The organism is Streptomyces sp. PTL18, assembly GCF_059510295.1.
Genome location: NZ_JCAJZO010000047.1, coordinates 1 through 21,812 on the forward strand (window position 1 = coordinate 1; position 21,812 = coordinate 21,812).

General features: G+C 68.9%; 18 protein-coding genes and 6 pseudogenes. 5 read left to right on the forward strand and 19 right to left on the reverse strand.

All coding sequences use genetic code 11. From position 1 onward, the window contains the following. Positions 1-47 precede the first annotated feature (47 nt). Positions 48-678, forward strand: a pseudogene (locus AC5WS8_RS37330) (IS5 family transposase); the annotation flags it as partial. A 284-nt stretch (positions 679-962) separates the two neighbouring features. Here the strand turns inward: AC5WS8_RS37330 and AC5WS8_RS37335 are convergent. Next, positions 963-1,898, reverse strand: coding sequence for a hypothetical protein (locus AC5WS8_RS37335; protein WP_496107936.1), 936 nt, complete (start codon positions 1,896-1,898; stop codon positions 963-965). A 193-nt stretch (positions 1,899-2,091) separates the two neighbouring features. Between AC5WS8_RS37335 and AC5WS8_RS37340 the strand changes: the two are divergent. Further along, positions 2,092-2,265: pseudogene (locus AC5WS8_RS37340) on the forward strand (transposase domain-containing protein); the annotation flags it as partial. Positions 2,266-2,493: 228 nt separating this feature from the next. Here AC5WS8_RS37340 and AC5WS8_RS37345 read toward each other — a convergent pair. The 4 genes and pseudogenes from AC5WS8_RS37345 to AC5WS8_RS37360 all read right to left on the reverse strand — a co-directional run. Further along, a pseudogene (locus AC5WS8_RS37345) lies at positions 2,494-2,598 on the reverse strand (SDR family NAD(P)-dependent oxidoreductase); the annotation flags it as partial. A gap of 224 nt (positions 2,599-2,822) precedes the next feature. Then, entirely contained in the window at positions 2,823-2,957 is a 135-nt protein-coding gene (locus AC5WS8_RS37350) for a hypothetical protein (protein ID WP_496107937.1), read from the reverse strand. 58 nt (positions 2,958-3,015) lie between these two features. Beyond that, the gene (locus AC5WS8_RS37355) at positions 3,016-5,388 is read right to left on the reverse strand and encodes an ABC transporter permease (protein WP_496107938.1); all 2,373 of its coding nucleotides are present in this window, start codon (positions 5,386-5,388) and stop codon (positions 3,016-3,018) included. After that, a complete protein-coding gene (locus tag AC5WS8_RS37360) occupies positions 5,382-6,122 on the reverse strand; it encodes an ABC transporter ATP-binding protein (protein WP_496107939.1) in 741 nt (246 codons plus the stop codon). The genes AC5WS8_RS37355 and AC5WS8_RS37360 overlap by 7 nt, the downstream gene beginning before the upstream one ends. Positions 6,123-6,291: 169 nt before the next feature. Here AC5WS8_RS37360 and AC5WS8_RS37365 point away from each other — a divergent pair, with 169 nt between their 5' ends. Beyond that, positions 6,292-6,903, forward strand: a complete 612-nt coding sequence (locus AC5WS8_RS37365; RefSeq protein ID WP_496107940.1) for a TetR/AcrR family transcriptional regulator — start codon at positions 6,292-6,294, stop codon at positions 6,901-6,903. 453 nt (positions 6,904-7,356) lie between these two features. Here the strand turns inward: AC5WS8_RS37365 and AC5WS8_RS37370 are convergent. Together AC5WS8_RS37370 and AC5WS8_RS37375 are read right to left on the reverse strand one after the other, a co-directional pair. After that, a pseudogene (locus AC5WS8_RS37370) lies at positions 7,357-8,115 on the reverse strand (ISL3 family transposase); the annotation flags it as partial. Between the two features lie 117 nt (positions 8,116-8,232). Beyond that, positions 8,233-10,038 carry an alkaline phosphatase family protein gene (locus tag AC5WS8_RS37375; protein WP_496107941.1) on the reverse strand — a complete coding sequence of 602 codons (1,806 nt, stop codon included), beginning with the start codon at positions 10,036-10,038 and terminating at the stop codon, positions 8,233-8,235. A gap of 374 nt (positions 10,039-10,412) precedes the next feature. On the opposite strand from AC5WS8_RS37375, the gene AC5WS8_RS37380 reads away from it, so the two are divergent. Beyond that, positions 10,413-10,718 (forward strand): hypothetical protein, encoded by a 306-nt coding sequence (locus AC5WS8_RS37380; RefSeq protein ID WP_496107942.1) that lies wholly within the window; start codon positions 10,413-10,415, stop codon positions 10,716-10,718. On the opposite strand, the gene AC5WS8_RS37385 is transcribed toward AC5WS8_RS37380, so the two are convergent. The 10 genes and pseudogenes from AC5WS8_RS37385 to AC5WS8_RS37430 form a co-directional block, all read right to left on the reverse strand. After that, the gene (locus AC5WS8_RS37385; protein ID WP_496107943.1) at positions 10,699-12,393 is read right to left on the reverse strand and encodes an ISAzo13 family transposase; all 1,695 of its coding nucleotides are present in this window, start codon (positions 12,391-12,393) and stop codon (positions 10,699-10,701) included. The two genes, AC5WS8_RS37380 and AC5WS8_RS37385, sit on opposite strands and share 20 nt — an antisense overlap. Further along, positions 12,300-13,580 carry a transposase gene (locus AC5WS8_RS37390; protein ID WP_496107944.1) on the reverse strand — a complete coding sequence of 427 codons (1,281 nt, stop codon included), beginning with the start codon at positions 13,578-13,580 and terminating at the stop codon, positions 12,300-12,302. The genes AC5WS8_RS37385 and AC5WS8_RS37390 overlap by 94 nt, the downstream gene beginning before the upstream one ends. 374 nt (positions 13,581-13,954) lie before the next feature. Continuing rightward, positions 13,955-14,566, reverse strand: coding sequence for a hypothetical protein (locus AC5WS8_RS37395; RefSeq protein ID WP_496107945.1), 612 nt, complete (start codon positions 14,564-14,566; stop codon positions 13,955-13,957). 285 nt (positions 14,567-14,851) lie between these two features. Continuing rightward, a pseudogene (locus tag AC5WS8_RS37400) lies at positions 14,852-15,532 on the reverse strand (IS5 family transposase); the annotation flags it as partial. Beyond that, positions 15,433-15,846 (reverse strand): annotated as a pseudogene (locus AC5WS8_RS37405) (transposase); the annotation flags it as partial. The pseudogenes AC5WS8_RS37400 and AC5WS8_RS37405, both read right to left, overlap by 100 nt. Positions 15,847-15,964: 118 nt before the next feature. Further along, on the reverse strand, positions 15,965-16,411 hold the full coding sequence (locus AC5WS8_RS37410) for a hypothetical protein (RefSeq protein WP_496107946.1): 447 nt from the start codon (positions 16,409-16,411) through the stop codon (positions 15,965-15,967). A 160-nt stretch (positions 16,412-16,571) separates the two neighbouring features. Beyond that, positions 16,572-16,874 carry a hypothetical protein gene (locus tag AC5WS8_RS37415; protein ID WP_496107947.1) on the reverse strand — a complete coding sequence of 101 codons (303 nt, stop codon included), beginning with the start codon at positions 16,872-16,874 and terminating at the stop codon, positions 16,572-16,574. A 327-nt stretch (positions 16,875-17,201) separates the two neighbouring features. Beyond that, complete coding sequence (locus AC5WS8_RS37420) at positions 17,202-17,738, reverse strand: hypothetical protein (protein WP_496107948.1); 537 nt, start codon at positions 17,736-17,738, stop codon at positions 17,202-17,204. A 69-nt stretch (positions 17,739-17,807) separates the two neighbouring features. Further along, entirely contained in the window at positions 17,808-19,625 is a 1,818-nt protein-coding gene (locus tag AC5WS8_RS37425) for a site-specific integrase (protein WP_496107949.1), read from the reverse strand. Further along, on the reverse strand, positions 19,622-19,972 hold the full coding sequence (locus tag AC5WS8_RS37430; RefSeq protein WP_496107950.1) for a helix-turn-helix domain-containing protein: 351 nt from the start codon (positions 19,970-19,972) through the stop codon (positions 19,622-19,624). The genes AC5WS8_RS37425 and AC5WS8_RS37430 overlap by 4 nt, the downstream gene beginning before the upstream one ends. A 441-nt stretch (positions 19,973-20,413) precedes the next feature. On the opposite strand from AC5WS8_RS37430, the gene AC5WS8_RS37435 reads away from it, so the two are divergent. Next, on the forward strand, positions 20,414-21,124 hold the full coding sequence (locus AC5WS8_RS37435; protein WP_496107951.1) for a hypothetical protein: 711 nt from the start codon (positions 20,414-20,416) through the stop codon (positions 21,122-21,124). Here AC5WS8_RS37435 and AC5WS8_RS37440 read toward each other — a convergent pair. Both AC5WS8_RS37440 and AC5WS8_RS37445 read right to left on the reverse strand, forming a co-directional pair. After that, positions 21,115-21,507, reverse strand: coding sequence for an IS3 family transposase (locus AC5WS8_RS37440; RefSeq protein ID WP_496107952.1), 393 nt, complete (start codon positions 21,505-21,507; stop codon positions 21,115-21,117). The two genes, AC5WS8_RS37435 and AC5WS8_RS37440, sit on opposite strands and share 10 nt — an antisense overlap. Beyond that, positions 21,504-21,698 carry a transposase gene (locus AC5WS8_RS37445; protein WP_496107953.1) on the reverse strand — a complete coding sequence of 65 codons (195 nt, stop codon included), beginning with the start codon at positions 21,696-21,698 and terminating at the stop codon, positions 21,504-21,506. The genes AC5WS8_RS37440 and AC5WS8_RS37445 overlap by 4 nt, the downstream gene beginning before the upstream one ends. Positions 21,699-21,812 lie beyond the last annotated feature (114 nt).

The window sequence follows — 21,812 nt, forward strand, 5'->3', positions numbered from 1 at the left end:
TAGACGTCGTCTCATTTGGAGTGCTGGGTAATCTGCACCGTGTGGTGATGGCCGAGCGCATGGTGCCGGACGGGTTGTGGGAGCTGTTCCAGCGGGTGGTCCCCCCGCTCCATCGCGGCCGCAGGGCGGCGGCCGGCGCCGGTACGGGGAACGCGAGGTGCTGGCTGCGATCATCTTCGTGGCCACGACGGGCTGCACCTGGCGGCAGTTGCCGCCGGTCTTCGGCCCCTCGGGGCCGACCGCGCACCGGCGCTTCACCGAGTGGACCGCCGCCCGGGTCCGGGCGAAGCTGCACCGCCTCATCCTCGACGATCTGGGCTCGCGCGGAGAGCTGGACTGGTCACGCTGCGCGATCGACTCGGTGAACATGCGAGCGGTGAAAGGGGGGACCTGACAGGTCCGAATCCTGTAGACCGGGGCAAAAAGGGCTCCAAGATCCACTTGATCACCGAGCGGACCGGTTTACCCCTCTCGATCGGGATCTCCGGCGCGAACCTGCACGACAGCCAGGCGCTCGAGCCGCTCGTGCGTGGCATCGCGCCGATCCGCTCCCGCCGCGGCCCGCGCCGACGGCGGCCCGCCAAGCTGCACGCGGACAAGGGCTACGACTACGACCACCTGCGCCGATGGCTCCGCATGCGAGGCTTCCAAGCCGCCAAGAGCCAGGTCGGACTCGACCACCACCAGGTCGGGCACTGGACCTCGTGGCACCGGCACATCAGCTCGCCATGCTCGCCCTGGCCTTCCTCACCGCCCTCGCAGCCGACGCGGCCCCCAAACCACCCGCAGAAGTAGCGGATGCCGGGCTCGCCGGTGATGGGCTGGCCGCAGCGCTCGCGGGGAGCGGCCGACGGCGGCTCGGGCGGGGCAACGGGGCTCGTCTGCTGCAGACGTTGGAGGGCGCGCTCGCCCCAGGTCCCGGTCGCTGTCTCCACCCCCTGTAGCCCCTGTCGGCCGGAACCTCAGGGGCCGAGCACGACCGCCGGGACCTCGCGCTCCAACACGGCGAGCGCCTTGGCGTGGCCCCCCGCGGCGTCGTAGTCGAAGGTGAAGGTCACCACCCGGACCTGGTCGGCCAGCGGCTGGACCAGTTCCCACTGCCGTATCCGCCGGGCGGGGCGGTTCGGCAGGGGTGCCTCGGTGTCCGTGCTGCGCAGGGTGCAGCCGTTGTCCAAGGCCGTGCCGGGGGTGCCGTGCAGGGCCGGGTCCGCGCCGGCGATCCTGGCCCGTACGGACAACCGTCCGATGCGCGGGGCGTCAGCGGTCGTAGCGCCGTCGGCGGCCAGCACCGCCCAGTGCGCCGGCACCCGGAAGCGCGCCAGGCCCCGCAGGTGCGAGACCTCCTGCAGCTCCTGCTCGGGTTCCGCAGCGTCCAGGGCCGCCGCGCACAGGGACCGCACCCGGCGCAGTCCGGCCTCGTGCTCCGGCAGCACATGGGCGACCGCCTCATACACGGCGACAGCCTCCTCGCCCAGACGGCGCACCTCCGTCAGGGCCTGCTCGCCGTAGGCCTCGGCCAGCAGGCCGCACAGGCGGGCCTTGGCATCGGCCGCCTCCAGGGCCGTCTCGTGGACAGGCACGCCGCCGTCCGGCGGCCCGTGCAGGAAGCCCCCGGCGGACCGGAGCGCGACGGACGCAGCGGCCTCCCAGGGGCCGACACCGGGGATCAAGGACTCGTAGGCCTCGACAGCGCTGCGGGCGGCCAGGATGCCGTCGGCGACGGCGCCGTTCATGGCCTGGATCATCGCCTGGTTGTAGAGGATCGAGGCGAGCACCAGCACATGCTGTGTGTCGTCGGGCTCGGTCTGCCGCAATCGCCGGACCGCGGCCTCCGCCGCGCGGCTGCTCTCCAGCGCCTGCCGGGGCCGCCGGCCCCGCATGTGCTGGATGGCGGCCATGCTCTCCTGCTCCGCCGTTCTGCGCAGTCGTCTGGCGCTCAGTGACACACACCACCCCCGGGGCCATGCGGACGCTGAGGGCGTCGCGCTGGATCACCGATTGTGCAGTCCGCGCGGACATCAGAGCTAGAGGCAATACCGGTGACTTTGTTGGGGTCTGGTCGTCGGATGGGTTGTGCCAAGGCCGGGTCAGGTGAAGTCGTCGGGGTTGGTCGGTTCTCGGACCGGATCGCGTCGGGGTGCTGATGCGGCGTTTCCGCCGGACCTGGTCGATGAGGTGGTTGCCGAGTGCGGCAGGGTCGAGCAGCGGACGCGGTTGCTGCCGGCACGGGTGGTGGTCTACTTCGTCCTGGCAATGCTCGTCCTCGCCGAACGGGGCTTTTGCGGTCTCGACCTGTGGCGGGCGGCGAAGGCGGGCGGCGCAGACCTGCCGGGGGCGGGTCCGCAGCACCGTGGTGCTGCCGGTCCTGGAGACCCTCGCGCCGTCGAACAGGAGATCTTCGCGTTTCTGCTGGTCCACCACGCGCTGCGGGGTCGCCGCCTCGACCCGCGTTCCGGGACTGGTCTCGTCTTGGATGAGCTCCGTGGCCGCCTTGACCTTCTCAGGGTCCCGGCCGGTGAGGATGGTGTGGGCGCCGCGGCGGGCCAGTTCAAGGGCGGTGTGGAGCCCGATCCCTCCGCCGGCCCCGGTGACGACCACTGTGTGCCCGGTCAGCGGGGGGATGTCGGCCGTGGTCCAGGCGTCATGTGCGCCGCACCTTTCACAACGATTGCTCCCTACAAGGAGGTTGCCTCACGAATATGCGACGCCGAGCGGGCGCCTGGCCGAAGGACAGATCCGCCGCGGTGCCCGCTCCCGGACGCTGCGGCGAATCTGTTCGGCAACGGTGCCAAGCCGGGTCGGTGGCGTCCGTAGCGTGGGCGTCAGTGCGTGTGCAGAGCTATGACGGCGTGGATGAGGAAGTGGGCGCCGAGGCCGATGCCGAGGACCAGTGCGGTGATCACCGCTGTCCTGATCACGATGCGTCGGCCGCGGGGGGTGGGGGAGTTGTGGGACACGGGCGTCATCCAATCGTTCGGGTATGCCCAGTGGACCGGGGCCCACGGGGCTCGGAGGCTATTCGTAGGCGAGGGTGCTGCTGACGGTCATAGCCGCTGCGCGCCGGGCGGGCACGATGCCGGCGAGGCCGCAGAAGACGGTGACGATGGCGAGCCAGGCCGCGACCGTCCAGCCGTTGACGGCGAAGGCGACGGGTGCGTTGAACAGCAGGTGGCCGAAGAGCCGGTCGAACACCACGGTCGCCGGACCGGCCAGTGCCAGCGCGAGGACCCAGCTGACCGCGCCGATCGCAGCCGCCTCCATGCCGACGAGCGTGAGCAGCCTTGCCGTCGTTGAGCCGATGGCGCGCAGCACGCCGATCTCGCGGGTGCGCTCGACGACGGACACCGTCAAGGTGATCGCAAGCCCCATTCCGCCGACCACGACGCTGAGCACCGTCATCAGGTTGAGGAGCACATTGAAGATCACCTTGTGTCTTTCCAGCACTGTTCGCGTGTCGGCCAGTGTGGTGCTGCGGACGACGGTCATTCCGGAGCCGCCGAGGGCCCGCTCGACGCCGCTCTGTGCGGCGGCGACGGTGGACGGGTCGTGGCCGGTGGTGACGACGCGGACGGTGTTGGCTGTGCCGGGAGCTCCGAGTGCGTCGGCCAGGTCGTCGCGGGACACCCAGGCGTGTCCATAGCCGATCTTCATCGCGATCCCGACGACGCGCCAGGTGGTCTCCCTGCCCGCGATGTCGAGAGTGAGGTCGGCGCCAACGCGGGCGGCGGCGTCTTCCTTGGCGAGTCCCTGGCTGATGACGATCTCACCCCGATGGCCGACGGTCAGAGGACGGCCGTCGAGCATTGGCAGGCGCAGCAGCCGGCTGCCGACGTCGACTCCGGCCAGGTCGATGGATTCGTCGGCGCCGACGGTGGCGGTGGTGCCGAGCCAACCCTCCAGTCGTGACACCCCGGGAACGGCGCGGGCCGCGGTGAACCGGTCCACCGGGTACGGGCGATCGACGAGGGTGGTCACGTCGTAGGGTTCGGCGGCGATCTCGCCTTTGACGAACGTCTCCTCCAGTCCGACGGTGAGGTTGCCGGCCGCCATGAAGATGCCACCGGCAAGGGAAAGGGCGCTGGCCGCCAGCAGGAGCCGGCCGCGGCGCCGGAAGGCGTTGCGGACGCCCAGCAGCGGCAGCCTGGGCAGCCGGCCGCGGGCTGACAGTGTGGCGGCGACGCGGGCGGCGGCCGGCCCGGCGGTGCGAACCCCGCCATCGTCGCGCATCGCCCGTACGGCGGTGATCCGGGTCGCTTTCAGGAGCACGGCGCCCATGGTCAGTACCGGCACGGCGAGCCCCGCCGCGAGCTGTGTGGCGACCAGCCATCCCGGCATGCCGCGGTGGGCTACGTCGAAGTTCATGAACATGGCGACGAAGTCGGCGTAGCCCAACCCGGCGAGCCGTCCCAGCGTCCACCCGGTCAGAGAGGCGGGCACGGCCAGCAGGACCACCATCGTGGTGTAGCCGCCCAGGATCTGGCCGGTGCGGGCACCGACCGCTTTGAGCGTGCCGATCTGGCGCACCTGGCCGGACAGCAGCGCCGAGACCACCGTGATGGTCAGCAGCGCGCTGAGTGCCAGGGTGAGCCCGCCGAAGAGCAGCTCCAGCGCGAGCATGCCGTCCATGATGGCCTGGTGCGGATGCTCGCCGGGGTGGGGTACCTCGGCGCGGGTGACGCGGGCTCCGGCCGCCGTCAGGCGCGCGGTCACCGAGGCGGTGACTGCCTCGACGTGGCTCCGGTCGAGCCGGTCACCGCCGACGAGCAGGCGAAGCTGGTGCGGCGTCGCGGTGAAGCCGAGCCTGGCGAGGCTGTCGGCGGTCACGAAGCCGTACGCGGCGCCCTCGATCCAGCCGGGTGCCCGGCTGGGGTCGCTGACGGTGCCGGCGACCTTCAGGGTGTGCACCGCCGAACCCGGCAGTTGCACCTGGACGGTGCCCCCCGCCTCGGTCGCCAGCAGCGGCAGCGACGAACGTTCGATGACGATCTTGCCGGACGGGGGAGGCCAGGCGCCCGTCCGCGGGGTGAGCCGGGCGATCGAGGCGGATCCGTAGTCGGTTCGCGCTGACAGGTCGAGGCCCACCCACGTGCCGCCGGGCAGGCGTACCCGGGCGTCGGAGGCGTCGACGACGGTGTCGGCGGTGGCCACGCCCGGCGTGGCGCGAACTGCCGCGAGCGCCCGCGGGGTGAGGCGGTCGACGACGAGCGTCGCCGAGGCCGGGTTGGCGCCGAGGTAAGCGGCGCGCTGCTCACGCTCGGCGACGAACCAACTCGTCGCGATCGCGGTCGTGGCGGCCACCCCAAGCGTCATGGCCACGACCACCATGACAGCCCGGCCCCACTGCCGTCGCAGGTCGCGCAGGGCCTTGCGGGAACGGACGTTCAGCATGGCACGGCCTCGGTGTCACGGACGATCCGCCCGTCGGCGAGGGTGATGGTGCGTGGCACCCGCGCGGTGATGTCGCGTTCGTGGGTGACCATCAGCACGCAGGTACCGCTGGCGGCGAGGCCGGTGAGCAGTTCCAGCACGGCGTCGCCGGTGGCCGCGTCGAGGTTGCCGGTGGGTTCGTCGGCCACCAGCACGGGCGGGTTGTTGGCGAGGGCCCGGGCGATCGCCGCGCGCTGCTGCTCGCCCCCGGACATCATGGCGGGAAGTTTGTCGGCGAGGGACGCGATGCCGACACGGTCGAGAAGCTCCAGCGCGCGGGTTCGCCGCAGCCCGGCAGGTACGCCGCCGGCTAGTTCCATCGGCAGCATCACGTTCTCTGCGACGGTCAGGTTGGGCAGGAGTTGGAAGAACTGGAATACGACCCCGACGGTGCGCCCGCGCCAGGCGGCCAGCCGGTTCTCGTTCAGCTCCGAGAGATCGGTTCCGGCCACCACCACACGCCCGCTGGTCGGCCGGTCGATGCCCGCGACGAGGTTCAGCAGGGTCGACTTGCCCGACCCGGAGCGGCCCACAATCGCTGCGAACTCGCCCGCCCTGACGGTCACATCGACGCCGCGCAGCGCCTCGAACACCGCCGCACCCACCTGATACGTCCTCCTCGCTTCCCTGACCCGCACCATCGGTTCGCCGGTGGGGCGGGCCGACGGCGGTGGATGCGCGACCAACCTGCTCATGTGCACTCCTTCGGTTGCCTGGTGCCGAGCACCAGACGGCCGTCCTCTAATGGACGTCTGTCTGGTAACGGAGTATCGTTCGGCCGCATGGACCCCCGTCAAGCCACAGACCCGCTGCGCCGTCCGCTACCGGACATCAGCGCCGAACTGTCCGGGAAGAAGGCCTCGGATGCGCCAGACCAAGACTGACCGCCGGTCACTGCGGACCCGGCAGATGCTCATGGCGGCCATGCTCGAACTGATGCGACTGAAGCGCTACGACAGCATCACCGTTCAGGAGATCGCCGACCGCGCCAACATCGGGCGATCCACCTTCTACGCCCACTTCACCGACAAGGACGACCTCCTCGCCGACGGCGTTCAGCGCATGCTCGCCGGACTCGGCACGGACACAACCGCTGCCCCCGCGGACGCGCTGCCCCTGCCCAGCCTCGCACTGCTGCGCCACATCAGCGCCCAGGCCGACCTGTACCAGGTCCTCGCCCGCGGCCGCGGCCTGAGCCTGTTCATGAACGCCCTGCAGGACGAACTCACCACCATGCTCACCGAACGGCTCACCGAACGGCTGGCCGCTGACACCGCCCCGGCGGTTTCACCCCCACTGCTCGCCGCCATGGTCGCCGGTATGCTCACCACCGCCATCCACACCTGGGTCCGCGGTGGATTCACCGAACCCGCCGAAGAAATCGACCGCATGTTCCGCGGCGCGGCCACCGCAGCCGTACGCGCGGGACTGCGCCATGAGCCATCTCGCTCCGCGGCCAGGCATCGGCCGATGTAGCGGACCGCACATGCGAACATATGTTCGAGTCGACGGTCCACTGAGTCGACTGCCCTGGGGGCGCGGACGGGTGGGCGGATGGACGACATCCGCCGGAGGGCTCCGAATCGGTTCTCGTCAGCGTCGGATACCGTGCTGGCGTGTCCATGCCCCCCTCGCCACAGTCGCCGTATCGGACACCCCTCTTCCCCTGGGGCGCCCCGCCCCGGCCTGGCCTCCCAGAGAAGAGCCGGGCCGGGGTCTGGCCCGTAGTCGGTGGTGGCGGTCAGTAGCTGTCAGCACAGGAGGATGCGGTGGCGGAGGTCGAATCCGGCGCGGCCGTGCATCTGTCTCGTGATCCGTTTCGTTCTGGTGTTGACGCCTTCGGTGCGGCCGTTGTGGTAGGCCAGGGTGAGGCCGGCCTCGACGGCTCAGCGGTCGAGTTCGAGGCCGTTGGCGAAGCTGTGCAGGTGGGGCAGCGCCGCGGCGCGGTTCGAGCTGGACCTTGTCGCACAGGTTGCGCCACACGTGCCAGCGGTCGCTGACCTGCACCGCGTCGGGCAGGGCGCGGCGGATGGCTTCGGCGTAGGTGGCTGAGCCGTCCCGGCAAACCGTCGTGATGCCGGGATGTTCGCGCAGCCAGGCTTCCAGGGGACCGGCGGCCCGGCCGGGCAGGACCTCGATGCGCCGGCCGGTGACGGCATCGGTGATGATCGTGGCGTAGCGGTGACGGCGCCGCAGCGCGAAGTCATCCACTCCGATCACCGCGGGGACCGGGGCTTCGGGCGCCGGCAGGCGCCACAGCCACCTGAGCATGGTGGTACGGGAGACCGGCATGGCCAGCCGGCCAGAGAGACGTGCGGCCGCCCGGCCGCATAACTCCCGTGCCACTTCGGCGATCTGCCTAATCTGTCGCACCGTCCTGCGCTGGTGGCGTTCCAGCAGCCCGGGAACCTGCTCACGGAAGGTCTGCCGTCCACAGCCCAGAACCGGACAGACCAGCCGCCGCACCCACAGGCGGACGACGACCTGCCGACCGTCGACCGGCACGTCCGCCACCGTCCGGCGGTGATACCCGTGCACCCTCGCAGTCAGCGCCCCGCACACTGGACACGGCACCCCCGCGTCCAGCGTGCGAGCTGCGACCACGACCGCGTCCCCGCCGTCCGCCACGTCCTCGACAAGCAATGCCGACAATCCCGAAAACACCGTGTTCACAAGGCGAGTTGACATCCATCACGAGATCATGACCGCTGATGGCTACTGACCGTCACCACCGACTACGGGCCAGACCCGACGATTGGACACTCCCGGGGCGGAGCGCGCGGGCCCGTGAGCGCTACCGGCGGATCAGCCGACGGTCAGGGAGAACGGCCCGGCCAGCACCGAGTAGCCGTCGTTGGCGAGGTAGTACACGTCGTACTTGCCCGCGCCATTGAGCTTGCCGGTGGAGAAGGTCAGCGCGCCGCTGGCGTTCGGGGCGTAAGCCCAGGTCAGCGAGGACTGCTGGCCGGGGGTGACGCCCGCCGGGTAGACACCGATCCAGTTCTTGGCGCTTGCCTGCGCGGAGTTCGGCAGCGAGTACCGCACGGTGACGTTGCCGCCGTCCGCGACCGCGTTCAGGTCGCCGGTGAGCGTCGGCGTCTTGGCGCTGGACGGTGTGAAGGCGGCGTTCAACGGCGTCGCGTAGGTGTCGTTGGCGGTCAGGCCGGGCAGACCGAGGGCTGCCTCGATGGTGCGGCCGATGCCGTAGTGGTCGTAGTGGGTCGGGCTACTGGTCCCTGCCGGGACGGTGCCCTGCGAGCCGAGGACGACGGTGGCCACGTGGTTGTACCCCTCGCTCTCGCTCTCGTCCCAGGTCAGGACGAGCAGCGAGCGCTGCTGGGTCCAGGCGGGCGAGGCCAGCACCGGGGCGAGGGTCTGCTTCAGCCAGCCGTCCTGCGTCTTCAGGCTGGTGGAGTTGCCGTTGCCGGAGGCCTCGCCGTCGTAGTAGTCGTCGGCAGCGATCCAGGAGAAGTTCGGGGTGGTCGAGGCCGACTGCAGGTCGGTGGTGAGCTGCGAGGTGTCGAACAGGTGCGCCGCGCAACGGGAGGCGTTGCCGCTGATGTCGGTGTAGTTGATGAACGGCGCGTCGTCGGGTTCGTAGTAGCTGTCGTTGTTCTTGTTGGTGTTGCAGGGCGTGCCCATGCCCTGCTCGTAGGCCTTCCAGCTCTTGCCGGCCTCCTCCAGGGTGTCGCCCAGGTTGCGCTCGGGGGAGTTGATGTTGGGCCAGTACGTGGCGCCCTTGGTGTAGGTGTCGCCGCCGGCGATGGCGAGGTAGTTCTCGTCGCTCGGGTGGTAGACGCCGTGCGCGTCGGTCAGCGTCGCGCCCTGGGACATCAGGCTGTGCATGTAGGGCGTGTCCGCCGGGTCGTTCATGATCTGGGAGTAGTCGGTGTTCTCCATCATGACCGTGAACACGTGGTCGTAGCCGGGCACGCTCGACGCGGGCGGGGCGAGCGGGGCCGGCGCGGTGACCGGGGTGCTCAGGGTGAGCGAGAGGTTGTCCAGGTAGCCGGCCTCGTGGGACGTCGACAGGAACTGCACCTCGACCTGGATGGACCGGGTCCCGGCGGGGACCGAGCCGGTGGCGCTGCGGGAGAGGAACTTGGTGGCCAGGCCGCGGTCGCTCGCGGAGACGGTGGGCAGCTTGGCGGTCGCGCCGATCGGGCGGCCGTTCGCGTCGTGGAAGTGCAGGCTGACCGCGACATTGCCGCTGTAGACGGTCCAGCCGCCGAGCCAGCCGGAGACGTTGTAGTTCACCCCGCCGCCGTCGATGGCCGAGGCCGCAGAAGCGACGTCCACGGTCTGCGTCATCGCGCCGTCCCCGAAGTTGCCGGGCCCGAAGAAGGCCTTGCCGGGCGCATGGCCGTCGCTGGGCAGCCCGAAGGACCCGGCGGTGTAGCACATGGCGTTCGGACCGCCGGCCTCGGTCGTCCAGCCGGGCACGGTGGTGGCCGCGCCCCAGTCGCCGGTGCAGTAGCCGCCGGCCTCCGCGTCGCCGTTGACGATCAGGTTGCCGCTGCTCCCCGCCGCCTGGGCGGGGGCGGGAGCGGCGACGGTCAGTGCGCCAAGAAGAGTGAGTAGCCCGCCGAGGGAGCTCCAGCGCCGTTGCATTCGTGTACCTCGTCCCGTTGGTGAGGGTGCTGTGAGGGGTGATGACGTCACAGCCCGGCTGTGTGCCATGAACACGACATAGGTACCGGTCGCGGTCATCGAGCGGAAGAACCACGATCAAACTTGTTCGGACAAGTTGGTCATGGCCTGCCTGCTGAACCCCCATCCGGGCCGGGGCCCCTCAACCACGCGCAGCGCACCTCGGGTCGATGCGGGCGCACGCCGAGCCGAAGGGTGCGGCTGAGTCCGGCCGCAGCCCTGCAGGAAGGAACCATCTCGCGTGACCCCGACCCTCGAGACCACCGAGAAGACGTAGCTCCAGGTCAACTACAAGAAGCTGGAGCGCTTCATCGAGCAGTATTCGGTCGGCCCGTGTGGCCGCGCTCGAAGCGAACAACGACGTGTACTACACGGCCACCGTTCACCTCGACCCCAGCGCCGCGCAGGACATCGACGAGTGGCACGAGGGCGCCTCCGGTCGGCCGGACCTGGACGACCTGCTGAACCACCTCGTCAGCAGCAGCGTGCGATGTGCCGGGTTGGTGTCGGTTTGCTTGCCCGGGACCGCCGTGCTGCGCCTGGCCGTCCCGGGGCCCGTCAGGGGACCGGCCCCGCCGTCCACGGGCCTTGACCCAAGGCCGGGTAGTCAGGGCGTGCCGATCAATAACTCGCCGTCTTGATCTCTGGTGCGGGGACGCCGAGGTGTGTGGCGAGGTCGGTGAGGTCGTCGAGTGTGGCCAGGTGTGTCTCGGCGGGTTCGATGGCGTGTCCGATGTCGTGGAGGAGCCGGCGGGTTTGGCTGATGGCCCGGTTGAGGGTCACGGGTGTCACAGTGAAGAGCGGGGCGATGACGACCTGGGGAAGCTTGAACCTTTGGTAGAGGATGGTGGCCAGGAGCCGGTCGACGAGGGTGAGGCCGGGGCGTCGTCCGGTGTAGAGGCCGGCTGCGGGGGTCTTCTGCCGGTCGCCGCCGCGTCGCTGCTGGAGGTGTGCTTCCCGCTGGGCCGCGCGGGCCGCTGCCAACTCGGTGACCAGCGAGTCCCACTGCTCGTGCGGGATGCCGGTGAGGGCAGGATGGGTCAGCCAGTCGCGGCCGGGGCCGGCTTCGTTCTGGGGCGGGATCGGAAGGACGCCGTCCCGGCGGTGTTCCTGGGGCTGGAGGGTGTAGTTCCAGTCGCCGTGCCAGTCATGGCGGCTCAGTGGCAGGGCGTTCAGCTGCCCGTCACTGATGCGGACGCCGGTCTCGTAGAGGGTGGTGTCAAGTTCGGCGCGGACTCTCAGTCCCGTGCGTGTGGTGGTCGCTGCAATGCTGTTCACGATGACTTCATGGCTGGTCAGCGGCCTGCCCCGCCAGTTCATCGTGATGTGGGAGAACAGTCGGTGCTCGATTCGGTTCCACTTAGATGTGCCCGGAGGAAAGTGACACACGGTGATCTCCAGGCCGGTCTCGACAGCCAGCGCGGCCAGCTCGAACTTCCAGGCCCGGGTGCGGTAGCCGTTGGAACCGCCCGCGTCCGCAGTGATCAGCAGACGGTGCGAGCGCGGGTAGGTGTCGCGCCCGACCGCGTGCCACCAGCGGCGGACGGAGGCGACGGCGAAGGCTGCGGTGTCATGGTCGGTGCCGACGTTGACCCAGCCCGTGTCCGCGGTCAGGTCGTAGATCCCGTAGGGGATCGCCTTGCCCAGATCGGCATCGGGAAAGTCGTGGGTGCGAACCCGGACTGGATCGCCTTCGCGACGCCACTCGTGGCCGGCGTTCTTGTAGTTGCCGACCAACTCCTTCTTTTTGGTGTCCACGCTGATCACCGGGTCTCCGGCGGCCTGGAAGTCCTTGGCCTGGTCGTTGATATAGCGGAACTGCGCATCCCGGTCCGGGTGTTGGGCACCCTCGATGGTCTTGGCGTTGCTCTGGAGACTGAAGCCCTCCTCGCGCAGCACGGCCGCCACGGTGTCCGCCGAGACCCGGTGTCCCTGCCGGGTCAGCTCGGCAGCCAGTTGCCGGGTCGACTTCGTCGTCCAGCGCAGCGGCGACATCGGGTCCCCGCGTACATCCGGTTCCACCAAGGCCAGCAACGCCGGCCGAAGGCCCAGATCCAGGTCCACCGCACGCTTGCGGCCCCCACCGGACCGGCGCACCCGCCCCAACGGCGCCTCGCCGGACTCCAGTTCCGTCACCCCGCGCGACACGGTGCCCTCCCGGACTCCGGCCGCACGAGCGACGAGCCTGATGCCTCCATGGCCCAGCGACCGTGCTTCTGCTCCTATGGCCAGCCGCCGCTGCCGCTCATCGAGATGCGGGAACAGCGTCCCGAACTTCGCGGCCAGTGCCGCCTCGATCCCCTCCGGACTCCCCATACCACAACAACGATCCACAGGGCCGGAAGCGACGGCTTGTTTCCCGGCAAGCCCTCAGCGTATTTCCTCTGGTGGCAAGAGGGTTGAGCGAGTTCTCGGGCTGCTGTAGGTGGCGGGGCCCGTCTTGGTGATGAGTTCGTTTGCGGCCCATCTGTCGAGCTGTCGGTACATCGTGCTGAGGGTGATGTCGCCGAGGTGGCGGGCGAGGTCGCGGGTGTGCCACTGGCGGTCGGGTTCTGCGTGAAGGAGGTCCAGGACGCGCTGTCTGCGCCGGTCGGCGGCCGGTGTGTGCCGATCGTCGTGCGAGACGGTGGGCAGTCGGGATCCGGTTCGAGGATGGTGACGTCAAGGCCGGTGATCAGGCGGCTTGTGTCGGGGCGGCCGTCGTCTTGGCGTTCGGCGTACCGGGAGACCGATGACCTGACTTTTCGGGTGCTGATGCGGGGGCGCCGGTGCGGGAGGAGCCCGGCCAGGACCCGGTTGCCGATGACGCCGGTGGTGCGGGTGCCACGGGCGCCGGGCTTGATGACGTCGGCGGCCTGGACCACGAGGTCACGGGCGGTCTGGATGGCTGTCGTGAAGCCGCAGCGGTCCGGGTCGGTGCCCGGCCGGGACTCGGCTGCCTCCACCATCATGGTCCGAAGTGCCTGGTAGAGGGCGAGCATGGCCCACATCTCCTGCTCGACCCCGACCGGGTCACCTGAACGCAGGACCCGGCCGTCTGTGATCGTGTGACGCAGAGCAAAATACGCTGACTCGTGCTCCCACCGCTGGTGGTAAAGGGCAACGAGGGCCGGGGCGGGGTAACGACGAGCATCGGTCAGCGTCGTGACCAGCCGATAGGAGTTGGTGAACGAGCAGTCGTCATAGGTCACGGTGATCTGCGCTTCCACGACGCGTACCGGGACGGTGCCGATGACCGAGAGGTAGGAGCCATCCGTGAGTCGGCTCAGGACCGGGGTGCGTCGGTTGGCGCGCAGCCGGCCCAGGAACCTGGCTCCGGTGTCGTGCACGGCGGCGAGGAAGGCGTTGGCGTCGAAACCCTTGTCCCACAGGACCAGCATGCCGGGGCCCAGGTGGTGCAGGAGCCTGCGGGCGTAGGAGGTCTCCCCGTCGCTGGGAGCACCGAACACGGTGCCGATCAGAGCACGAGTGCCAGTCTCCACCAGGGTCATCAGTTCCAGCATCGGATACCCAGCCGTCCACGGCCACGCTCAGCAGCGCAATCAGCCCTCCACCACGACCGAGGAGACCCGCCGGGTCCTGGCGTTGGCCACAGAGTTCACCTTCCAGGAACGGCCCAAGATTCCCAAGCAGATCCTGCGTTCCCAGTCTGGGAACCCAGCGCGGCGCAAGCGCCGACGAACACGCGGCGGCCATCCGGCCCGCTGACCCGCCCCGTGCATTTCGCCACCCCACGCGCCGTATTTCGTCGGTTCCTCCGTGGCCAACCGACGGAAATCGCGGGCCTCCTGGAATGAGGCCGCTGTGGAGTGAGGAATCCCGCGAAGGAGCGTGGCCTTGCCTGGTGAATTGCGACCGGACTTGCGCTGCGGGACGGTCACCTGATCGGCTTGAGCATCTCGGACCGGATCTGGAGGGTGGTCCTGGCGGCGGCCTTCAGGTCGACATTCATCGAGGTCAGGAGGGTCATGTCCGCCACGCGGGCCCAGGTGTTGCTGTCCGCCCAGGCGCAGACGGGGTAGGTGAGCGTTGATCCGTCGGCCCAGGTCCGGGTCACCACTTCGCAGTTGATTTGGATGCGGGAGCCGGACGGAGTGACATTTTCCGGCGGCACAAGCACCTTCACCCGGGTGTACTTGGAGCCGTTGTCTGCCAGCACGCGGGAGCGCACCTCATCGGTGTTCTTGAACCGGCCGTACATGCCAGTCACGACGAATTCGCCCCGTTCGCCGCTGTCCGGATGGTACACGGCGACGACGCCGTGGACAGCCTCGGAGTCCCAGCTGTGCCTCCAGCTCCTCTGCAGCGTCCGGCCCGCAGTTTGGGATTCGTCCCTGGTCAGCTTGAAACGGCCGTCGAGGAGTGCCCGCGGCACGGTCAGGGAGAACTCAGCGCGGGGATAGCTGTTCTCGACCTTCTTCCCTACCAGCACCAGCGTTGCCAGGAGCACGACGATCAGGAAGAAGATCCCGCCGATGATCGCGGCCATGACGCCTACGCGGCTCTTCTCCGGCGGAGCAGGGGGCGGGGTGCCCCAGGGGAAGAGGGGCGTCTGGTGCGGCGACTGGGGCATGGGAGTCATGGACACGCCAGGACACTACTCGACGCCCACGAGACGTTGTACTCGGCCGTTCCCCGCCCCAACGGCTTCCTGCGGTGGTCGGGATATGCGGCTTCCATGGGGCGGCAGCGTCGCGAGGTGGAGAGCGCGGTTGCCACGCGACCAGCATAGTGCTGTGACCGCGTAGACACCTCAAGCGCCTAAGACCTCGTCTCATTTGGCGAGTCTGCGGTAGCAGATGAGGCTGCAGGCGATGGCGGTGAAGGCCAGAAAGTGTTCGGCCTTGCGCTCGTAGCGGCGGTGCAGCCGGCCAGCCAGGACATCGTGCGCTTGATCGTCCAGCGGTGTCGGCCAAGCCGGGTGGAGGACTCGATGCCCTTGCGGGCGATGCGGTGCCGGATGCCTCGCTTGCGGAGCCATCGGCGCAGGTGGTCGTAGTCGTAGCCCTTGTCCGCGTGCAGCTTGGCGGGCCGCCGTCGGCGCGGGCCGCGGCGGGAGCGGATCGGCGGGATGCCACGCACGAGCGGCTCGAGCGCCTGGCTGTCGTGCAGGTTCGCGCCGGAGATCCCGATCGAGAGGGGTAAACCGGTCCGCTCAGTATTAAGTGGATCTTCGAGCCCTTTTTGCCCCGGTCTACAGGATTCGGACCTGTCAGATCCCCCCTTTCAGGGCTCGGATGTTCACCGAGTCGATCGCGCAGCGTGACCAGTCCAGCCCTCCGCGCGAGCCCAGATCGTCGAGGATGAGGCGGTGCAGCTTCGCCCAGACCCGGGCGGCGGTCCACTCGGTGAAGCCTGCAGCCAAGCGACTTCCCGAGCCGAAGCGCGGGCCGAACGCAGTGAAGCAAGTGCCTGCTCGTCCATGTCGACGAGCAGCCGCCAGGCCGTCGGTGTCGAGGCAACCGAGCCGAACACTTCGGCCTGGTCCCGCAGTACGGCCAGGTCCGCAAATGCCTCGCCACCGTCGGCGAGCATCACCGCCAGGTCGGTGGTGATCCGTCCTGGATCATGCCCGGTCCCGCGTGGCCGCAACGGCCTGAGCGCGGTGGAGTACGCGGCGGTCAGCCCCGTGGCATCGGCAAGATCCGCCAGCAACCGTGTCCCGGCATGACCGACCACCCCCAAACCATCGGCACTGACATAGATCTTGGGACGCAACCCGATACCCTGCACGTAGAAAGTGCCGCCTGGACCGACAGAACCCCTCAGCAAGGTTCATCGTCCCAGGCCAGGAAGGCACTTTCGCGTTTTCGCCTCGGCAGCCACCAACCCCAAGCGAAATCGCGAGGCTAATGGTGGAGTCGGGTATTGGAACTGTCCGAATGCCTCAGCCCTGGCGGACCCATGAGGTGAACTCATCGGCGAGACCTAGCGGGTTGGCGGCCTCGGTCTGCCGGGCGATCGCCTCGTAGCACTCCAACTCGTGGACGATCACCGGCACGGTTCGGCCGACAGATCTTTCGATGACGCCGGTCGTATGGAGGGTTCGGGCGAGCTGGCAGCAGGTCTGGCTGAAGCGGGCCGCGATCTGCGCGGCAAGTGGCCCGATGACTGAACCCCAGTCGACGAGGTCGGTCGGCTCGGCGTACCAAAGTCCGAGTTCGGTGATCCACTCCTGGCAAGCTGTGGCCCCGGCGGGGTCGCTGGTCAGGTTGCCGACCACAGTCAGCTCGTTCTGGATCCAGAAAGCGTAGTTCCAGCGGGCTTCTGCCTGGTCAGAGGCGTCCTGGATGCTGCGGCGGGCCTGAGTTTCAGTGTTGTAGCGGATCGTCACAGTCGGCTGACGAGGGTCGTCGTCCTCGTTGTCGATGAGGAAAGAGACAGCGTAGATGTCGCTGGCGCGTCGGCGGCCGGGATGGATGCGAGGGCCCTCTCGACGAGATGCTGGAGGTGATCGTTGAACGTCATGGTCGGCGGGGTCCTGTCGGTCAGGGTCATGAGTCCCACTGGTCGCAGTACTCGATGTGGATCTCGCGCGCGTCGCCGAGAATGCCGTCGTTGGAGTGGAGCTCGGTGCAGAAGTGTGGGTAGCTCGGATGGACGGGGACGTATCCGGGGCCATTTCGGGCGACGTCGAAGAAGTGCCGGGCGGTGTCCCTGAACACCTTCGCGCTGCCGGTCATGAACATGGTCTCGGCGTGGAGATGCTGGTGAAACAGATCTCGGCTTTCCCGGTAGTGCCGTGCCTCGTGTTCAATCACGGCTTCGTCGGCGTGTCCTGGGTCGGGCAGCGTCACGGTCTGCGGACGTCCTGGGCCGAGCCGTCCTCGTACTTCCTTCCAGCGTGAGGGTGCGAACTGGAGCGAGTGGTGCAGCAACACGAGATCAAGCTGCCGTGTGCCGTCTTCTGGGAGCCCGTGGGAGGGGCCACGGTTCCCCCGCATCGGCAGGTGGACCAGCGAACGCGGTGAAGAGGCGGCGAGTGTCCATAGCCCGCCGATTCGCTGGGCTGCGTCCTGATCGGTCGTGATCGATAAGCACGGCGTGGACCAGGGGCCGAGCGGGTCGGATGACCTTGAACTCCGCGGATCCGAGGCGTGCTTGGTGGATGGTGATGGGTAGCTTCATTGGTTCTCCGGGACACGGCGGCTGACATCGGCGGCGTAGGAGGCCCAGTCTCCGGCGGCGGTTCGCTGCCATTTGACGGCGACGGTGATGTCGATGCCGAGGGTGCGGGCGAGGACTGCGGCGGGTAGCTCGGTGGCGAGTTGGAACAGGGCGGTCGACCGGGTCTCGGCGAGTCGGATGCCGAGTTTGCGGAGCCGTTCGCCCATGGCCCAGACGCTGATCGGGCGGCCGGGCTGGCCGCCGGGGAAGAGCCAGGGCGAGTCCGTCCGGGCGAGGACGGCATGGCTGCGGCGAACCGCGACCTGGTGGAGGGCGAGTTCAGCGACCGGGCCGGGCAAGTCGACGGGGACGGCGCCGAGGCGGATGCGGACAGCTCCGTCGCTCTCCTCGATGTGGTCGACGGTGAGCCGCGATATCGCCGCGGGCCACTGGGCATGGAGGAGCAACAGCAGGCCGGCGAAGCGGTCTTCGGACTTGAGAGTGTCGTCGCGCAGCAGACGGCGGGCGGTGGCCCAGCGGGCCTCGTCGTCCATCACCTGGGTGGGGCCGTTCCATCGGACGGCCGGGAAGCTGAGATCGCGTGCGATCTTCTGGGCGAGAGCCTACCGCACGAAGTGGCCCGCCTCCCGGCGGTGACGGACGTCGTCGCTGGTCATCCAGCGTTCAAGGTCGGCCAGACGGCAGGTCGCGAGGGCCAGCCCATGGCCGTCAAGCCAGTCGAGGAGATGGACGGCTGCCCGCAGATGCTGGCGGACGACGGTGAGCTGGGTGTGCGTGATGTCGTTGCCGCGGCTGCGGCGGCGGAGCCGCCGCAGGAGGTGCCAGGTTGCGTACCGGTGCAGGATTTTCCGTCCCTCGGCGGTGGTGTGGGAGGTGACGAGATCGTTCACGTGCCGTTCCAGGCGGACCATCTGCTCGTCGCGCTGGGGCAGCGTGCCGGTGGCTACGAGCACGCTGCGGATGTGTTCGACGACCTTGCCCGCCGGGAGCGCGTCCAGGGCCTCGTGGGTCAGGGGCCGACGGCCGGATCCGAGATCGGACAGAACGGTGGAGACGATGCCGCCGGCCAGCCAGCGCATCGCCGTGCTGGCCCGTTCCGTCTCGGCCAGGGCCTCGTTGAGGGCCTGCAGCTTCGAGGGAATGGAGCCCGAGGCGTCAGCGAGAAGCTCGTGGAGCCGTTGCCTGAGAGTGCAGCGAGGGCACGGGCCGGCGGCTCGCAGTCGTTCCGCTTCCCCGCAGGTGGGACACGGGCGCCAGAGCTCGGCGTCCGGTGCGGTGCAGGGGCCGCAGACCGGTGCTTCGGCGGTCCCGGAGTGGACACCTCGAAGCCGTCCGCATGCGGTGCAGTGAGCCTGGCGTCGGTCGCAGCCGCCGCAGCGGGGCAGGCCGGTCAGCCGGGAGTGGGTGCCGGGTGCGGTGCGGCCGCAGATCGAGCAGACGAGGACGGGCAGGGGGCAACAGTTCGAGCAGAGAGGACCGTTGGAGGTGCGGTTCTGTACTTGCTTCCGCTTGCCGCAGTTTATGCAGACCTCGACGTTCGCGGGGTCGTTGACCAGGCAGTTCGGACACAGCGGGCGCCCCTGCTCGTCGCGGGTGGCCGGCTCGCGGCGGGCTCCGCAGCGTACGCATTCCTCGATGCGGGACTTGGCGATGCAGTTGCGGCAGACCCGCTGACCGTCGAGCGGCTTATCGATGCGAACCACTCGGTGACAGCGAGGGCAGGACGGGCGGACGATCCCGGCGACACCGGCCTCGTGCAGAAGGTCGATGAACCGCAAGATGGCGCGGTGCGGGGCGAGATGGGCCTCGCCGGTCAGCAGGCGAGGGTTCTCCTCCAGGGCCCAGACCACTCGCTGGCGATAGTGGGGACGGTGGGGCGCCGACCGGCGCAGAGCCTCGGCGACCACGTCGCGATCGGCGCCCGGAGCGATCGCGTTGATCACCGCGTGGATGACCGTGGCCGGGTGACGGTCATCGTGGTCGGGACACATCGAACAGCGGGGCAGGCCCCTGCGGTCCCGGAACGTGACGCACTGGGTGTTGCCGCAGGCGGCGCACTCGCTGGTCTCCTTGATGCAGATCGAGCAGTACCAGTCCTGGCCCTGCCGCTGCAGGCTTCGCAGCCCCTTCCCGCAATCAGCGCAGACCGGTGGCGAGATCGCCGAGGCGCCGGCCTTGCCAAGGGCGATGAGGAGATCGCCGACGGCCCGTGGCGCCGGGGACCGGCCATCGGTCAGGACGGCGGGCCGCGTCACCAGGAACTTGGCCAGGTTCCGCGACTTCGCACGACCGCCCGCGACAGCGGTGACCACGGCCCGGATGGTCTCGAAACCGAGGTCGCCCTCGGTATCCGCGACCAGATCCGCGATCAGGCCGATCGGGTCCGCGACGGCGCGCTCGAGAGAGCCGGTGGCGGTCACGACCGGTCAACGCCCTTGATCCGAGCCCGCTTTGGCCGCAGCCCGCCGAGTCCTTCCGCGTCGGGGGCCGTGCCGCCGACGGCTGCCTTCTTCGGCTTCTTCACGGCCCCGACCACCGCGATGGGCTCGATGAGGTCGTCCATGGTGCAGTCGAGGATGTCGAGCAGGGCCATGAGGATCTTCAGGCTCAGTCGCTCTGGTCGCTCGACGACGAGCCGGTAGACCTGGCTCGAGGACAGGGTGATGCCGCGTTCGGCGAGCGGAGGCATGAGATCGGTGGTGGAGAACATCCCGCGGTCAGCCATGACCTTGCGCAGGTGCCAGTGGTAGCCGAGCTTGGCGGCCATCGCCGGATCCCTCCTCATCGGACCCCGGCGAACGCCGGGGCCAGTGCCTTGTGCAGGGAAGTGTTCATGAAGTCGTCGCTGACGTGCGTGTAGATGGCCAGGGAGCTGTCGCTCTCGTGGCCGACCTGCTGCTGGATTATCTTGAGTTCGCTTGTCAGGCGGGCTGTTGACCTGGGTGTTTGCGTCGTGGTGGTAATTCGTGACGCAGCGGATGAGGGCATCGGGAGTCCTTTCAACACGGGCCGATCGTTATTGACCTGGGATCGCTCGCGGGTGACTGTGCCTCGCATTGATAGTCGTCACCGCGATCGTGCTCGACCTGGGGAAGTGCTCCGGAATCACTTGGGGTAGGCGGAACCGTCATCAGGTTGGCAGCGACGCGGGCCGATGCCCCGGGTACACCGTTCGGTCGCGTGCCAGCGGGGCATGCAGAATGCGTCCATGATTGACGACTACCGGGCCGGTGATGTGCTGATGCTGGAGTGCCCGTTCACCGAGGCCACGGTCACCGAAGTGTCCCGCTACTACGTTTCCGTACGATGGCCGTGGTTGGAGGTGGACCCGCAGGCCAAGAACATCAGGTGGAACGGCCAGCGGGCGCTTCCAACGCCTGAGGCCGGCGAGTGGGAGATCTTCCGAACGGAACCGGCGGAGACCGTAGTTAGGGTGGGTGACACATGCCTCGTAGGGATCCCCGCGACCGTGGTGCACGTCCAGGCGGTCTATTACTTCGATCCGCCCCGGGTCACCGGCATGCTGCCGCGGCCCGCAGCCTATCTCGACCTCCTGCGGCAGGGTGACACGTATGACCCCGAGCTTGAGGACCAGGCTTACGCGGTCGATCCGGCTGGCGGTGAACCGATCCGCATCGAGCTGCTTTTCCGCCCGTACGCATTCCTTGAACCAGGCGATGAGGTAGCCGACCGGAACGGGCGTGTCTGGCGGTTCGATGCGGCCTGGGACTGGCACCCCTTCGACGGTGAGCATTCGAAAACCCCGGCCTGGCCACTGGCTCTGCTCTCCCGCAATGGTGAGCCGACGCCGGAGGAAGTTGCGACGGTTGCCAGGGCGACGGCGGTCGGCAGCCACGCGGAGGCGCTGGAACAGTGGACTGGACTCACTCTCGCGAAACCAGCTGCCCATCAGCAGTAAGCGACAGGACAGCGGGCGCTGGGCTCCGTGAGCTGCCCCGGGTTCCGTAGAGTCCGGTGACCTTGGTTCAGGCGGACTGTGGGGCTTGCTCCAGGTTCCGCCAGTACTCGTGTTCGTACTCGGCTGGTGGCACGTAGTCGAGTGCGGAGTAAGCGGGCCACGTGCACGCCCTTGCGCCGCAGCGCGCGGGTGATCCTGCGGACGCCGTAGGTGCCGCCGGACTCGGCATGGAGCTGTTCGATCAGCGGCATGAGCTGCTCGTCACGCAGCCGGCGGGCGGACTTCGGCCGCTTCTTGCGCGCGTAGTACGCCGACTCGGACAGCTCCAGCACCCGGCAGGTGAACCCGACCCCGAGGCCCTTGTCCCTGAGGTGCTCGATCACCTGGTCGGCCTCGTCCGGGGACGGTCGAGTTCGGCCGCAAAAAACGCGCTTGCGGCCTTCAAGATCTCGTTCGCCCGTTTCAACTCAGCGTTTTCCCTGCGGAGCTGCCTCAGCTCTTCCCGCTCGGCGGTGGTCAGCCGGTCGTCGCGTTCGCCGGTGTCCGCCTCGGCCTGGCGGACCCAGCCGCGCAAGGCCTCCTTGTGGATGCCCAGGTCCTTCGTGACATGTGCGATCGTCGGCCGGTGGTACGGACCTCACGGACGGCTCGCTCGCGGAGCTCGTCCGGGTATTTACGTGGTGCTGGC